Source organism: Pseudomonas sp. BP01 (assembly GCF_022760795.1).
GTDB classification, from domain to species: domain Bacteria; phylum Pseudomonadota; class Gammaproteobacteria; order Pseudomonadales; family Pseudomonadaceae; genus Aquipseudomonas; species Aquipseudomonas putida_Q.
The window spans coordinates 45361-59645 of sequence record NZ_JAFBKA010000002.1; the positions used below are offsets into that span (position 1 = coordinate 45361).

Below are 14285 nucleotides of genomic sequence, written 5' to 3' on the forward strand. Positions count from 1 at the left end.
CGATAACCGGACACTTCGCGGCGTCCTGGCTGCGCCCTCTACCGTTCATGTGGAATCATCTTCTAGAATCCGTAAAAAATTCAGGAACCTGTGTCATGGCTGGTAGTCAGATCGAACGCGCCTTCAGTCTTGTAGAAAGCCTTACCGGTGAACCCCAAGGGCTTCCATTGCAAACCCTGGCCGAGCGCCTGGACATTCCCAAGAGCGCGGCCCACCGTATGCTCACCGAGCTGGTGCGGCTGGGTTACGTGCGGCAGAACCGCGACAACAGCCGCTACCAGCTGTCGGCCAAGCTGGTGGCCTTGGGGTTTCGATACCTGTCGAGCAACGGTGCCGACATTATTCAGCCGATTCTCGACCGCCTGGCCCAGGACAGCGGCGAACTGGTGCGCCTTGGCGTGATCGACGGTGCCCGCCAGACCTGGATCGCCAAGTCCCAGGGCGCCCGCTCCGGGCTGCGCTACGACCCGGACATGGGCCGCGATGCACCCCTGTTCTATACCGCCTCCGGGCATGCCTGGCTGGCCAGCCTGGACGATGAACAGGCGCTGCAGATGGTGTTGCGCCAAGGCATTGCCGACCCTGCGCAGTTCGGCCCGAACGCGCCACGTTCCACCGAGGAGCTGCTTGCCTACCTGCACCGTGCCCGCGAGCAGGGATATGCCTGGGTCCAGGAAACCTCGGCCATCGGTACCTCGGCCCTGGCGGCTGTGGTGCGTCGCCCGCAAACTGACGAAGTGATTGGCGTATTGAGCATCGCCGGGCCCAGCGCACGGCTGGCGCAAAGCCGCCTCGCAGAGCTGGCGCCGCTATTGCTGGCGGCGGCGCAAGAGCTGTCCGCAGCCAGCCGGGCAAGCGAACTGTTTGCCTGAAGGCCACATTACTGGTCGATTACCGCACAGTCTGTTCTGCCGGTTCTTCTGTAAAGCTGAACTTGGTTCTAAATTGTGATGCGCTGATTCTGGAATCGTGTTTCAGAATTAGCATCACAACAATGACAAGAGGACAGGCTGTTGAACGCACCCCTTCGTATTGCCTTGATCGGCGCCGGTATCATGGGCCGCCAGCACTACCAGCACCTGCGTAATGTGCCGCAAGCCCAACTGTGTGCGGTGGCCGACCCCGGCCCGCAGGCCGACGCTTTTGCCGCCGAATGTGGCGTGCCCTGTTTTGCCGACCATCGACAGATGCTGGAGCATGTGCGCCCAGAGGCAGTGATTGTTGCCAACCCGAACAACCTGCATGTGGCTACCGCTCTGGACTGCATCGAGGCCGGCGTGCCAGTGCTGGTCGAGAAGCCGGTGGGCGTGCACCTGGATGAAGTTCGTGCGTTGGTAGAGGCATCGCGCAGCCGGGGTGTGCCAGTGCTGGTTGGCCATCACCGGCGCCACAATCCACTGATCGCCAAGGCGCACCAGGTGATTGCCGACGGCAAGCTGGGCCGGCTGATCAATGTCACCGCACTGTGGCAGTTGCAAAAACCTGACAGCTACTTCGAAACCCCATGGCGTCGCGAGCCGGGGGCGGGCTTCTTGCTGACCAACCTGATCCACGACCTCGACCTGCTGCGCCATCTGTGCGGCGAGGTGGTGCAGGTGCAGGCGTTCACCCGTAACGATGTACGTGGTTTTGCCAACGAAGACAGCGCCGCGGTGTTGCTGCAGTTCGCCAACGGTGCGTTGGGTAGCCTGACCGGCTCGGACGCGGTGGCCGCGCCGTGGAGCTGGGAGCTGGACTCTGGCGAAAGCCCGATGTACCCGCGCCAAAATGGCCAGCCGTGCTACCTGCTGGCCGGCACCCAAGGAGCGCTGAGTATTCCCCAGCTCAAGCGCTGGCACTACGCCGAGGCGGGGTCGGGCTGGCACACGCCGCTGCTGCAGAGCGAAGAAACCATTCCTGAGGGCGAAGCGTTGACCCTGCAGTTGCAGCATTTCGTGCGGGTTGCCCGCGGTGAGCAGGCGCCGCTGATCGACGCTGCCGACGCTGGCCGCACCCTGGCGCTGGTCGACGCCATTCGCCATGCCTCACAAAGCGGCCGAGCCTGTGCGCCCGAGCAGATTGCCTAAGCCGACCTTGACTTATTTTTGGTGACTCACAATGACTGATCGAATTTTCTCCCTCGCCGCGCTGACGGTCCTCGAACTGTCCCCGCCGGACATGGTCGAGGTAGCTGCCCGCGCCGGTTACAGCCACGTTGGCTTGCGCCTGGTGCCGGCCACCGAACAGGAGCAGCACTTCCCGCTGGTGGCCGACGCCGACCTGCGCCGGCAAACCCAGGCGCGCCTGCGCGACACCGGTATCAAGGTGCTCGACCTGGAGATACTGCGCCTTAAGCCCGAAACCTGCGTGGCCGATTTCGAACCGATTCTGGCGGTAGGCGCCGAGCTGGGTGGCACAGAGCTGCTGGTGGCCGGCAACGACCCGGATGAAGCCCGTCTGACCGAGCGCTTTGCCGCGTTGTGTGACCTGGCAGCGGGGTATGGCATTTACCCGCATCTGGAGTTCATGCCCTGGACCGATGTGCGCGACCTGAGCCAGGCCATGCGGGTGGTGGCCAACGCCGACCGCAGCAATGGCTGCGTACTGGTGGATGCCTTCCACTTCAATCGCTCCGGCTCTTCGCTGGACGATCTGACACAACTGGCGCCGCAGCGCATGCGCTACGCCCAGCTGTGTGACGTAGCCGGCCCGGTACCGGCCGACATGGACGAGATTCTGCGCCAGGCGCGAAACGAGCGGCGCTTCCCTGGTGACGGCGATGCCGACCTGGTCAGCCTGCTGCGCGGCCTGCCGCCCACCGTGCCGCTGAGCCTGGAAATCCCCACACGGCAGCTGCTGGAGCAAGGCATCAGCGGTGAACAGCGCGCGCGCATGGCGCTGGAGAAGGCCATGGCTGTGCTGGCCACCGTCTGATTTCGGCACCATCACGCAGTCTACCGCTTCACCCCTGTAGGAGCAGCCTTGTGCTGCGAAGAGGCCGGTAAGGCTAAAGATTATCTTCGGCTGCAATGGCCTCTTCGCAGCACAAGGCTGCTCCTACAGGACTTGTGTTTCCCCTTGCAATCAACGCTGCCCCGACAGAAAACGCGCTTTCACGGTCTGATCATCAGACCAAAAAAAGGGCCCGCAAGGGCCCCGTAGAGGTAAGTGGCTAGCGCCCTCAGGCGCTCTCGACCTTGCGCGGTGCCATGAAGTACATCCACACCAGCGCCAGGAAATACATGGCCGGAATCATCGTGAACAACACGGCATAGTTGTTGTTGGTGGCGGTCAGCACGCTGCCGACGATCTGCGTCATGAACATCCCGCCAATCGCCGCGCACATGCTGCCGAAGCCGAACACCGTGCTCACCAGGTGCTTGGGCGTGTAGTCCATCACCAGGCTCCAGATATTCGCTGTCCACGCCTGATGCGCGCCTACCGCCAGCGAGATGGCGGCCACGGCGACCCACAGGCCACTGGCGTTGGCGGCAAAGACGACGCTGACCATGGTGCAGGCAAAGATCAGCATCGACACCAGCCGCGCGGTGGTGGCGCGCACGCCACGGCCGATCAGCCAGGACGACAGGATGCCGCCGCCGATGCTGCCAAAGTCCGCCGTCAGCCAGATGATGATCAGCGGGATGCCCATCTGGGTCACGTTGATGCCCAGGCTGTATTGCTGGTTCAGAAACGGCGGCAGCCAGTACAGATAGAACCAGAACACCGGCGCGGTGATCGCATAGGCCACCGCAAACGCCCAGGTGCCCCGCAGGCGCAAAATACGGCTGAACGGCACACGGGTCGGCTCGGGCTCGTCATCCTGCTGGATGTACTGCACCTCGCTCTGGCGCACGCTGGGGTGGTCTTCAGGGTTGTAGTACTTCAACACCCACAACACCACCCACACCAGGCCCAGGCAGCCCATGGCGATGAACGCTGCCTGCCAACCCCACACGGCGAGGATCAGCGGTAGCAGGGCCGGGGTGACCATGGCGCCGACGTTGGTGCCAGCGTTGAACAGGCCGGTAGCAATGGCCCGCTCACCCGCCGGGAACCACAACCGCACGGTCTTCACGCAGGCCGGGTAGTTGGCGGCCTCGGTCAGGCCCAGGATGAAACGGCAGACCATGAAGCCGGCCGCCGAAGTGGCCAGGCCATGGGCGCCAGTGGCCAGGCTCCACAGCAGTACGGCGAAGAAGAAGGCGCGTTTTACCCCAACCTTGTCGATCAGCCGGCCCTGCAGCAGAAAGCCGATGGCATAGCCGACCTGGAACCAGAAGTTGATGTTGGCGTAGTCCATCGCCGTCCAGCTCATCTCCTTGGCCAGCACGGGCTGCATGATGCCAAGGGCGGCGCGGTCGATGTAGTTCAGGGTGGTGGCGAAGAACACCAGGGCGAGCATGCCCCAGCGGGTCTTGCCGACGCCGAAGGCGCCGCGAAGCTTGTCGCCAATCGAACCCTGATGCATCCGGGGCGCGGCGGGGGTGGTCTTGGTGTGGTTCATAAACTGCTCGTTTCTTGAAATTGTATTCAGCTGCGGTGCTACAGGTGCGTGACCAAGTCCCAGGCAGGGGGGGCACGCAAGGCCGGTGCATGGTGCGCAGTGAAGGCGGCAGCGTCAATTCAAGAGACGGGCTACTGTTCGGTTACCGAACGGTTGCGTTGCCCTGTGGGCGCGGCAGGGATTCACGTCAATAAAGGGTAGAAGGCTTTCAACCTGGTTGCCTGATGGGGCGCAGGTCCAGAAGGGAAGGGCAGGCTGTGGTGGTCGTGCCTGGCAGGGTGAGGGGGCTACTGGTCAGATTTGGGCGTGTACACAGACCATGCAGTTGCCCAGCTTTCGACCTCCTCCCGGCCGTACTGCTGAATCCACAACCGCACGGTTTTGTGCAGGGTGCTCTTTGCTTCAACTTCCTGCCCTGTGTGTGGGTTTATATAGTATTTGCTTTGCCGGGCTCTATAAAGTCGGGGCGGTGCGACAGGACGGCATTGCTGATAGACCTCGTCAATGTTGGTCGTGCATTCGCTCTCGATGATGGCCAGGACATGGGACAGATTGAATTGATATTCGGCAAGCAGCATGTGAAGTTTGCTTTCAAATTCGAAGTCACGGATCAGGTTGGGGTCGACTTTAATGAAGGAAAGTTCGGGCTTTGCCGTAAGCAGTCGTTCGAGGGCACGGAATTCGGCGAGGCGGGACATGGCTTATCTCCATCGGGCGATGAGATAAGTGTTAGTGGTTGTCGGGCGTAAATGCAAGCGGTGAAATAATTTGATGGATTTTTCTTGATAACCCATGGGGCTGTGTTGAACGTGGGCTGTTTAGTTCTAAGTGCCCTGTGTAAGAATATTCCCACGCTGGAGGCTATTATAATGTCATCAATTACCATGGGGTACTGTGCCTGTGAGCGCATCCTCGTTATTTGGACCGAAGAACGGCCCAATCAATTGATTGACCGGCTTTAAAACCAAGGGAGAGGTTTGGTTTTAACGCTGGGGTTAACCGCATTCGGCTCAGTGCCGGCAGTTGCATTCAATCAATGAGCCAACCCTGGTCTCCCTCGATCAGAGCCCCTCCGTGGCTGGTAGTGTCTCCCTCCCTCGCGGCGGGTTGGTCCTCGATAATCGTGCATGCAGCGCCGGTTTCGATGACTGCGCCACAACTGATGCGGTCGCCCACGCGTGCGACGGCCCTGCCATCCACGAATGTTGCGCTTGCGCCGGTTTCCACAGTGCCTTCGCCATGGAGCGGGCAGCTATGACGATGGCCTACCAGTACGATGGGTTTCATTTGCGCTTCCTTTTGCGGGGTTGAACGTGGGGTTCTTCGAAGGCTGCTGGGGGCGGTGGTGCTGCTCGGACATTGAATAGTTTGCAGACGAAGTACCAACAGATGGCAACGGTGAGGTTGTAGGGGAACAGCACGGCCCAGAACGGCAGTTGCCAGTTCTTTTTGCCCTGCATTTCACCGGGTTCCTCGAAACTGCTCAAGTTGAAGAACTCGGGGGCAGGTGCGGCAAGAAATGGCGCATGGGACATGGCGCCAACGGAGGCCATGTAACTCAGCAGCTTGATATCAGGGGAAGAGGGGCCGAAGTTGTAGTTGCCAACCATGGCCGCAACCGGCTCTCCCCCGAATTGGCCGTAACCTGCGGTGTAAACATGTTTGTAGATACCGCTGCAGGTAATGTCCGCAGCATTTTCGAAGTCGTCCAAAAGCTCCTCTTTACTGACATGCAGGATTTCGAGTTTGATGTTTTCCCTGAAGTCCGTGCGGTCGACTAGAAGTTTCAGGCTGCGCCATGATGATTCGAGCTGCTGGAACTCAGGCTGATGCAGAATGACATCCATCTGTTTGCTGAGTAACCGGTCGATTTCGGCAATCATCTGGTCGGCCCGGTGCTTGTTGATCAGTTGATCCGGGTCGTTGCTTTTGAGGATTTCGGCAATGAACGCAGATACGCCCTGCCTGGCAACCTGGTAGCCCTCTTGAGCAGGTACCAGTTTGGTTTCTGCCATGATCTGGTCCAGCAAGGTGGCACTGCCCAACGTGTCGGTCGTTGCGTCTGTGGTGGTGGTAGTGTTGCTTGGCTTAGGCATGGGGACGCTCCGTTGTCTCAGTCTTTTTCGGGTGCTTCAAGCACCAGGTCCAGTTCTTGGGCGAGTTGTTTACGGGCCTGCTCGTTGTTAAGCAGGTGCTGCAGATGCTTGCGGAAGGCGGGGACGTTGCCCAGCGGGCCTTTCAGGGCGACCAGCGCTTCACGCAGCTCCAGCAGCTTGTTCAGCTCAGGCACCTGGCGCGCGATCCGGTCCGGTCCGAAGTCGTTGATGGACCTGAACTGCAGGTGGACCGCCAGCTCGGCATCCGGGGCGGTGCTGAGCCTGGAGGGCACAGACACGTCCAGGCTCACGTCGGCGTCGTTCAACACGCTGTTGAATGTGTGTTTATCAATGCGCACGACCTGGCGGTCCTCAAGCGCACGGCTGTCATCCAGGCCGAAGTCGCCCAGAACCAGCATCTTGTGGGGCAGCTCCACCTCAGCCTGCTCATTGCTCGTCGCGGGGACATACTTGATATTGACGCGTTCTTTAGGTGCGACGGATCCCGTGTTTTTAGACATCAGTACGTAACTCCCTGTTGAGTTGTAGGAGACTTGGAAGCAAGTTGTGTTTAGTATTGTCGCGATGTTGTAGGAAGTTTCCTACATGTGTTTAATTGGTGGGGCGGGCTGCCCGTCTTCTATAAAAACCATGCATGGAAAAGTGTCCGCTGGTCGAGAGTAAAGATGTAAATAAATATTTGTTTGTGTGCACTCGGAACTCTGTATTAGGCTTCCGCTGGATTTGTTCGAGTTGGCTGCATGCGCATATGTGCATTGGCATTTATTTGTAGGAAAATTCGCGCCGTAATATAGGCCGTTTGTACTATTTCAGAGAGTAAGTTCAGGATGATTAACCTTTACAGCGCCGATTACATTGACAGTTGGCGACGCGCCTTGAACGCCTTCACCGTGGCCGACTTCCGTGATCTGGACCATGGTGTCACGGTCCTGCAGCAGTTGACCGGCCCAGCAGCACCTTTGCAGCGGCTGCTGGATACGGTCAGGGATAACACCTCACTCGCTTCACCAGCTGGTGTTGAAATAACGGATGAACTGAATTCGCTGCGCTCAGCAACGGCCAAACCCGAACAACAGCAAGCGTTAGCCATCCAGCGGGCGTTTGCAGGCTTGGGCGCGATGCTGCAGGCGACAGGAGAAAAGCCGAGCTACTACGATGAAACCCTTGGCGCTGTTGCGGCCGTGCTGGACTACGCCAAGGCCGTACAGGACAGCCCGGACCGCGGCAAGGCCGCACTGCAAGCCGTGCATCAGCGCTTTGCGATGACAGGGCATGACCCGATAGGCACCCTTCAACGTATTGCCACAGGCTTGCCGGAGCCCATCAACCACCAGGTCAGAAAGCTCGCCGACCAGACCGCCCAGGTACTGAACGTTGAAGCACTGCGCGAACTGGAGCGACGTTGGGATGCTGAGGTGTACAGTTTCTTCCAGCAACGTCTGGCAGGCCGCTACCCGTTTATGGTGAAGGCACCCGATGCTTCACTGGATGACTTCGAAGCGTTCTTCGGGCCGAAAGGGCGGCTGCAGCAGTTTCATGATCAATATCTGGAGGTCTTCCTGAAGGAGAACCTTGAGGCCTTGCAGTCCGCTCGGCACGGGCAATCCTTGATTCGCGCCGACGTGATCGAGCAACTCGAGCTGGCGGATCGCATCCGCGAAACTTTCTTTGACCAGCGCGGCAAGCTGAGTGTGCAGTTCAGCATCGAGCCGTTGGGGCTCAGTGCGAACCAGCGTACCAGCCTGCTGGACCTGGATGGTCAATTGATCGCCTACACCCATGGGCCGAGCCAGATCACTGGGATCGTCTGGCCCAATACTTTGGGGCAGCAGGTGCGCAGCAACCTTACCTTGCTGAGGCAGAACGGTAACAGCAGCAGCCTGGAGTACCGCGGGCCATGGTCGATGTTCCGCTTGCTCAGCCGCGGCTCACTCAATGGGCGGACGCCAACCAGCGTAGACCTGAGCTTCCGGACCGGTGATGGCGTGATGCGCTATCGACTGAATGCTGAAAAAGCCTTCAATCCCATTACCCAGCAACCGTTCAAAAGCTTCCGATTGCCGCGAGGGTTGTTGCAACAGTCGCCCAAGGTGGCTCAGGTAGAGCAGGTGCATGGGCAGCCTTTATGAAAATCAGCCCTTGCGGTGTTTACGGTGAACGCAGCCCACTTAACGCTCTACCGGCCAGATACCCAAAGGTCATCCCCGGCCCAAGGGTAATACCCCCACTCGGGTAGTGCCCGCCCATCACGCTGTGCATGTCGTTACCCACCGCAAACAGCCCGGGTATCGGCTGCCCCGCGTGGTCCAGCACGCGGGCTGAGGCGTCGGTGCCCTGGCCAGCGAAGGTGCCAAGGCTGCCTGGCAGCAATTTCACCGCATATAACGGCCCCTTCAGCAACGGCCGAAGCGACGGGTTGGGTGCCTGCTGCGGTTCGCCCTGGGCCCGGTTGTAGGCTGACGCGCCGCGTTGGAAGGCGGGGTCTTCACCTTGTGCCGCAGGGTGGTTGAAGGCATCCACCGTGCGCTGCAACTGCGCGGCATCGATCCCACAGCGTTGCGCAAGCTGTGCCAGCGTAGCGCCGCTGTGCAGGTAGCCACAGCGTTGGTAAAAGCGGGTGGAGAAGGGAAACGGCTTGGCCCAGCCGATGCCGTAGCGGCGTTGCGCAGCGTGGTCGCAAATCAGCCAGGCTTCATGGGGTTCGCCTTGCGGCGTGGCAGCGAACAGGGCGTTCATGAAGTCATGGTAGCAATCGGCTTCGTTGACAAAGCGTCGGCCATCGCGGCGCACGGCAATGAAACCGGGTTTGGCGCGGTCGATCAGGTGCGGGAAATGGCCGAAGGTACCATCAGTGCGTGGTACCCGCGAAACCGGTGCCCAGGCACCGGCCTGGGCCAGCTCGGTGCTCACCAGGCCGCCGGCCTGTTCGCCAAGGCGCAGGCCGTCGCCGCTGTTTTCTTTGGGCGCGGCAGAGTAGTGCCGGGTGCCATCCGGCGCATGCGCCATCATTTGACCGATGCGCTGGCGATCGTGCGGGAAGCCGCCACAGGCCAGCACCACCCCCCGGCGTGCGTGAATCGCCTGGCCATCGGCAAACAGCGCGCCGCTAACCCGCCCTTCACCCAACAGGGAGCTGGCCGGCTTGTCGGTCAGCAGCGTCACACCCAGGTCCAGGGCGCTGCGCAGCAGGCGTGCCACCAGTGCGTTGCCATTGACCAGTTGCTGGCCGCGTCGGTGTAACAGCAGGTCACGCCCGTGACGCAGCAGGCGCTTACCCACATGCAGCGCTGCCTTGGGCGAGCGTGTGGCATTGAAAAAGGCAGCCATGTCGGCGCCGCCGGCAATGCCCATGCCGGCCAGGCTGACGATGTCCAGCGGTGGGCGCAGCCTGTGCAGCCAAGGCCCGAGCAGGCGGCCGTCGTAGGGCAGTGCGCACAGCGAACGGCCGCCGTGTGCGCTGCCATCGCCTTCGCGCATGTCGGGCATGCGGCTGCCGCACTGAAACTGCACAGCAGTGTGCTGCTGGAAAAACGCCACCATCTCGGGGCCGTGGCGCAGGAATGCACGTTGGCGTGGGTCCAGCTCGCGGGTGTGGGTTTGCGCACGCAGGTAGCGTTCTGGGGCATCGTCGGTTTCGACAATGCCTTCGGCAATGGCCAGTGGGTTGCGCGGTACCCACAGCCACCCCCCCGACCAGGCGCTGGTGCCGCCCAACTGGCTGGCTTTTTCCGCAACGATCACGTGCAGGCCGTGATGCGCGGCGGTAACGGCGGCCGCCAGGCCAGAGGCACCGGAGCCGATGACGAGTACGTCGCATTCGAGGGGTTGCATGCAAGGGTTCCGCTCAGGCGTTGAAAGAAGGTGCTGTACGGTTTACTTCAGCGGCGAAAAGCCGGTGGGCCGCATTAGCCGCGATTGCAGGCGTACGACCGCCGCCAGTTCGCGGTTGCGCCGCGAGAACTCCGCCCAGCGCGGGTCTGCTGCCATTGCGGCGCGGCGCGCAATGCGCTCATCCAGGCTCGCATAGCCCCAGATGTGCACCACCTGGTTGACGTCGCCGAACTCGGTAGTGAAAAAGCCCACCAGGTTGCCCAGGTGTTCGCTTTGCACTTCCAGCGCATGGCTTTGGTACAGCGCCAGCCAGTCGGCCATTTTCAGTGGGTCGAGGGTGTAGGTTCTCAGTTCGTAGTACATGCAGGGGTCTCCGTTTGGGTGGCCGGCGCCTGCAGGCGCGCGGTGATGTGGTTGGCAGCGAGCCAGCCGAAGGTGAGGGCAGGGCCCAGGGTGATGCCGGGGCCGGGGTAGGAGCCCTTCATCAGTGAGTTCATGTCGTTGCCGACCGCGTACAGCCCGGCAATCGGCTGGCCGCTGCGGTTCAGCACGTTGGCATTGGCGTTGGTGACCAGGCCGCAGGCCGACCCGAGGTCGCCGGTGTGAATGCGAATGGCATAGAACGGCCCGTTTGCCAGTGGCGCCAGGCAGGGGTTGGGCGTGTGCTGTGGGTCGCCCATGTAGCGGTTGTAGCTGTTGCCGCCCTTGCCGAACGCGCGGTCGATGCCATTGCGGGCATCTGCGTTGAACTGCTCAAGGGTTTGCGCAAGCACCTCTGGGTCAACGCCGATGGCTTGGGCCAAGGCCTGTGGTGTTGCGGCCTGGTACAGGTAGCCGGCATCGATCAACGCCTGGTTGTTCACTGGTTTTGGCCGCGCCAGGCCCAGGCCATAGCGGTTCATGGCCTCGGCATCGCAGACCAGCCAGCAACTGGCAATACCGTTGGCGAACATGGTCTGCACGAAGTGGTGGTAGGAGTCGGACTCGTTGACGAAGCGCCGCCCGGCCGGGTTTACCGCGATCACGCCAGGTTTGGCGCGGTCGGTAACCAGATGCGGGAAGCGCTCACGCTCGCCACTGGCATGGCGCAGCTCCGAAACCGGTGCCCAGAAGAAGTTGGCCGCCAGGCCCTCGCCCTGGGCCGCCGACACGGCCTGGCCAAGGCGCAGGGCAGCGCCGTCGTTGGCAGCGGGTGACATGGTCAGGTGCGGTGCTTGCTGGGCTGGCCGGTAGCCGGCGGCGAGCGCGCCTGCCGCGAACCCGCCCATGGCGCACACCACACCGCCGCGGGTCAGTACCCGCTCGCGGCGCCCCTCGTGCTGTATCACCACGCCCGTGACCGCGCCCTGTTCAACGATCAGTTCCAGGGCCTCGCTGCGCAACCACAGCTGTGTGCCATGGGCAAAGGCGCTGGTGGCCAGGCGGGCGATCAGTGCGTTGCCGGTAGTAAGCCGTGTGCCACGCGGATGCTGCAGGCGGTCTCGCGCGTAACGTGCCATCAGTTTCAGGCAGTGCCACAGCGACTGGGGTGAGCGACGAATGCTGAGAAAATGCTGGATATCCACCCGGTTGACCATCATGCCGCCGAACAACAGCATGCCGGGCGGTGGCATTTGCAGGTCCTTGAAACGGGGGCCGAGGTGCTTGCCGTCGTATTCGACCATTTCCAGTGCCCGACCAAACTGGGTAGCGCCGGGGGCATCGGGGTAATAATCCGGTGAGTGCGGGCGCAGGGCGTAGCGCAGCTCGGTGTGCTGTTCCAGCCAACGCAGCGCCTGGTGCCCGTGCTCGATGAAGGCGTCTGCCAGGGCAGGGTCGTAGCCGTCGCCGATAACATGTTTGAGGTAGGTGCGCATGGCCTCGGGTGAATCCTTGGCCCCCGCGACGCGGGCTTGATCGGTGCCGTACAGCCATACCGCGCCGCCGGATATCGCCGAGGTGCCGCCAAAGCGTTCGGCCTTTTCCACTACCAGCACCTTCAGCCCGCGGCGAGCCGCCGTGGCCGCAGCGGCAAAACCTCCGGCGCCGCTGCCCAGCACAACCAGATCAAAGTGTTGTTGTGTGTGTTCGAAGTCAGCCATGGTGCTAGATCTCCAGTGGCGTCACGCCCATGAAGGCGCCCAGGTGGCCCAGCTGGGCAAAGGCCATTTCCGGGCCGGTCTGGATCGCACAGCCAACCTGCCGAGCCCGGTTCAACAGCGGGGTGATCTCGGGCGAGGTGACCACGTCGGCGACCAGGGTGCGGGGCTGCAGGGTTGCCAGGAGCGCGGCAGACAATGGCAGCTCTGCGTTTGCACCCATACCGACAGGGGAGGCATTGGCCACCAGGTCGAAGTCTTCCAGCCCGCTGAACTGCGTGCTGATGCTGAGCCCGGGGAAGGCTTTGCCAAGCAGTTCGCATAACGCGCCCAAGCGTGCAGCACTGGGGTCATGGAGGGTGATGCTGGCAATGCCGGCCTCACCCAGCGCATAGCTGATGGCACTGCCAACACCGCCGCAACCAATCACCAAGGCCCGCTTGCCCGCCGGCTTGAAGCCATGCTTGCGCGCAGCGCCCAGGAAGCCGGCGCCGTCCACGTTGTCGCCCAGCAGGTGCCCGCCAGGCTCGCGGCGAATCACATTGACCGAGCCCAGGGCGGCCGCGCGTTCGCTCAAGCCGTCCAGGTTGCTGGCCAGGGTCTGTTTGTATGGGACGGTGACCACGCAACCGCGCAGGTTTTGCCAGCCGCGCAGGCTGTCGGCAAAGCTGCCCAGCGCGGCTTCGTGCAGGTCTATGGGCAGCATGGCGACGTTGCAGTTGTTGTTGGCGAACCAGGTGTTGAAGTTCTCGGGGGACTTCACCTGGGCAATGGGCGAACCGACGATAGCAACCAGTTCAGTGGAACCACTAATCATGCTGACCTCCTTATTGATGTTGTTGTGGAGGCAAGCGTGATGCAGAGGCGGGAGAGCAACAATGCGTTGATCGGGCTTTTGATGCGATAATCGCAATCATGATCCGGTTATCGCAGTAATCGGCTGTTTTTGCCCACTTGCGAGTCGTAAAGATGAACACGCCCGCCATCCACCCCCGCGATTTGATCGCCGGCTTGCAGAAAGGCCTGGCCCTGATGCAATTGTTCAGCGCCGAGCAACCGCGCCTGAGCGTGCCGCAGGCAGCCAGGTTGTCTGGCCTTACGCCCAGCGCCGCACGGCGTTTTTTGCTGACCTTGGTGCACGAGGGCTTTGCCGAAACCGACAGCCGCGAGTACTGGCTGACGCCCAAGGCTTTGCGGATCGGCCAGGCGTACGTGGACTCGGCGCAACTGCCGCGCATGCTGCGGCCGATTGTCGAGCAGGTGGCGCGCCAGACCCAGGAGCATGTGTCGGTGGGTACCCGCGATGGTGACGAGATCATCCACCTGGTGCGCAGCCGCTATAGCCATGTGGCTTCGTTGTCGATCAGGCCCGGTTCGCGGGTGCCAATGTATTGCACGGCCGGCGGGCGGATCTGGCTGGCCTGGCTGGGTGACGGGGAGCGGGATGAGTACTTTGCACGCAACCCATTGCGGGCGTTGACGCCTTATACGCTCACAGACCGGGCACAGCTGGAGGCGGAATTGCACCGGGTGAAGGGGCAGGGCTTCTGTATTGTTGATCAGGAATATGAAATCGGTATGCGGGTGCTGGGTGTACCGTTGCTGGACCGTGCCGGGCAGCTGAAAGCGACGCTGACCATCACCACCCATGCTTCGCGGTTGAGTGTTGATGAAATTCGCATGCGTTATTTGCCGCCGTTGTACGAGGCGCAGGCGTTGTTGCGGCCAGTGCTGGATTGAGGCGCCATGTAGGCCACGTGGCAGCGCCCGCTA

At 61.8% G+C, this 14285-nt stretch carries 12 protein-coding genes and 2 pseudogenes; 5 read left to right on the forward strand and 9 right to left on the reverse strand.

From position 1 onward, the window contains the following. The first annotated feature begins 95 nt into the window (after nt 1-95). From JOY50_RS02320 to JOY50_RS02330, 3 genes are all read left to right on the forward strand, one after another. Nucleotides 96-872: an IclR family transcriptional regulator gene (locus tag JOY50_RS02320; protein ID WP_132839898.1), complete on the forward strand. Its 777-nt coding sequence runs from the start codon at nt 96-98 to the stop codon at nt 870-872. Nucleotides 873-1013: 141 nt separating this feature from the next. Further along, complete coding sequence (locus tag JOY50_RS02325; protein ID WP_138736709.1) at nt 1014-2066, forward strand: Gfo/Idh/MocA family protein; 1053 nt, start codon at nt 1014-1016, stop codon at nt 2064-2066. A gap of 31 nt (nt 2067-2097) precedes the next feature. Then, nucleotides 2098-2913, forward strand: a complete 816-nt coding sequence (locus tag JOY50_RS02330) for a sugar phosphate isomerase/epimerase (protein ID WP_138736708.1) — start codon at nt 2098-2100, stop codon at nt 2911-2913. A gap of 247 nt (nt 2914-3160) precedes the next feature. Here the strand turns inward: JOY50_RS02330 and JOY50_RS02335 are convergent, their stop codons facing one another. The 5 genes and pseudogenes from JOY50_RS02335 to tssB form a co-directional block, all read right to left on the reverse strand. Continuing rightward, nucleotides 3161-4450 (reverse strand): MFS transporter, encoded by a 1290-nt coding sequence (locus tag JOY50_RS02335; protein WP_371855216.1) that lies wholly within the window; start codon nt 4448-4450, stop codon nt 3161-3163. Between the two features lie 323 nt (nt 4451-4773). Further along, nucleotides 4774-5184 (reverse strand): histone-like nucleoid-structuring protein, MvaT/MvaU family, encoded by a 411-nt coding sequence (locus JOY50_RS02340; protein WP_132839904.1) that lies wholly within the window; start codon nt 5182-5184, stop codon nt 4774-4776. A gap of 331 nt (nt 5185-5515) precedes the next feature. Beyond that, nucleotides 5516-5773, reverse strand: a complete 258-nt coding sequence (locus tag JOY50_RS02345; protein WP_132839906.1) for a PAAR domain-containing protein — start codon at nt 5771-5773, stop codon at nt 5516-5518. Between the two features lie 182 nt (nt 5774-5955). After that, nucleotides 5956-6582 (reverse strand): annotated as a pseudogene (locus JOY50_RS02350) (type VI secretion system contractile sheath domain-containing protein); the annotation flags it as partial. Nucleotides 6583-6599: 17 nt separating this feature from the next. Continuing rightward, nucleotides 6600-7103 (reverse strand): type VI secretion system contractile sheath small subunit, encoded by a 504-nt coding sequence (gene tssB, locus JOY50_RS02355; RefSeq protein ID WP_132839937.1) that lies wholly within the window; start codon nt 7101-7103, stop codon nt 6600-6602. 324 nt (nt 7104-7427) lie between these two features. Here tssB and JOY50_RS02360 point away from each other — a divergent pair. Further along, nucleotides 7428-8732: pseudogene (locus tag JOY50_RS02360) on the forward strand (type VI secretion IcmF C-terminal domain-containing protein); the annotation flags it as partial. A 19-nt stretch (nt 8733-8751) separates the two neighbouring features. Here the strand turns inward: JOY50_RS02360 and JOY50_RS02365 are convergent. From JOY50_RS02365 to JOY50_RS02380, 4 genes are read right to left on the reverse strand one after another with little or no spacing between them, the layout of a single operon-like run. Further along, the gene (locus JOY50_RS02365; RefSeq protein WP_243054699.1) at nt 8752-10434 is read right to left on the reverse strand and encodes an FAD-dependent oxidoreductase; all 1683 of its coding nucleotides are present in this window, start codon (nt 10432-10434) and stop codon (nt 8752-8754) included. Between the two features lie 42 nt (nt 10435-10476). Continuing rightward, a complete protein-coding gene (locus JOY50_RS02370; RefSeq protein WP_132839948.1) occupies nt 10477-10797 on the reverse strand; it encodes an NIPSNAP family protein in 321 nt (106 codons plus the stop codon). Next, the gene (locus tag JOY50_RS02375; protein ID WP_132839951.1) at nt 10782-12515 is read right to left on the reverse strand and encodes an FAD-dependent oxidoreductase; all 1734 of its coding nucleotides are present in this window, start codon (nt 12513-12515) and stop codon (nt 10782-10784) included. The genes JOY50_RS02370 and JOY50_RS02375 overlap by 16 nt, the downstream gene beginning before the upstream one ends. 4 nt (nt 12516-12519) lie before the next feature. Beyond that, nucleotides 12520-13329, reverse strand: a complete 810-nt coding sequence (locus JOY50_RS02380) for a shikimate dehydrogenase (protein ID WP_132839954.1) — start codon at nt 13327-13329, stop codon at nt 12520-12522. A 152-nt stretch (nt 13330-13481) separates the two neighbouring features. Between JOY50_RS02380 and JOY50_RS02385 the strand changes: the two genes are divergently transcribed. Then, nucleotides 13482-14252 carry an IclR family transcriptional regulator gene (locus tag JOY50_RS02385; RefSeq protein ID WP_132839957.1) on the forward strand — a complete coding sequence of 257 codons (771 nt, stop codon included), beginning with the start codon at nt 13482-13484 and terminating at the stop codon, nt 14250-14252. Nucleotides 14253-14285 lie beyond the last annotated feature (33 nt).

Excerpts from the sequence above, each read along its gene's own strand:
- JOY50_RS02370 (WP_132839948.1), bottom strand. The coding sequence starts at position 10,797 with ATGTACTACGAACTGAGAACCTACACCCTCGACCCACTGAAAATGGCC.
- JOY50_RS02320 (WP_132839898.1), top strand. The coding sequence starts at position 96 with ATGGCTGGTAGTCAGATCGAACGCGCCTTCAGTCTTGTAGAAAGCCTT.
- JOY50_RS02375 (WP_132839951.1), bottom strand. The coding sequence starts at position 12,515 with ATGGCTGACTTCGAACACACACAACAACACTTTGATCTGGTTGTGCTG.
- tssB (WP_132839937.1), bottom strand. The coding sequence starts at position 7,103 with ATGTCTAAAAACACGGGATCCGTCGCACCTAAAGAACGCGTCAATATC.
- JOY50_RS02380 (WP_132839954.1), bottom strand. The coding sequence starts at position 13,329 with ATGATTAGTGGTTCCACTGAACTGGTTGCTATCGTCGGTTCGCCCATT.
- JOY50_RS02345 (WP_132839906.1), bottom strand. The coding sequence starts at position 5,773 with ATGAAACCCATCGTACTGGTAGGCCATCGTCATAGCTGCCCGCTCCAT.
- JOY50_RS02385 (WP_132839957.1), top strand. The coding sequence starts at position 13,482 with ATGAACACGCCCGCCATCCACCCCCGCGATTTGATCGCCGGCTTGCAG.
- JOY50_RS02330 (WP_138736708.1), top strand. The coding sequence starts at position 2,098 with ATGACTGATCGAATTTTCTCCCTCGCCGCGCTGACGGTCCTCGAACTG.
- JOY50_RS02335 (WP_371855216.1), bottom strand. The coding sequence starts at position 4,450 with ATGCATCAGGGTTCGATTGGCGACAAGCTTCGCGGCGCCTTCGGCGTC.
- JOY50_RS02365 (WP_243054699.1), bottom strand. The coding sequence starts at position 10,434 with ATGCAACCCCTCGAATGCGACGTACTCGTCATCGGCTCCGGTGCCTCT.
- JOY50_RS02340 (WP_132839904.1), bottom strand. The coding sequence starts at position 5,184 with ATGTCCCGCCTCGCCGAATTCCGTGCCCTCGAACGACTGCTTACGGCA.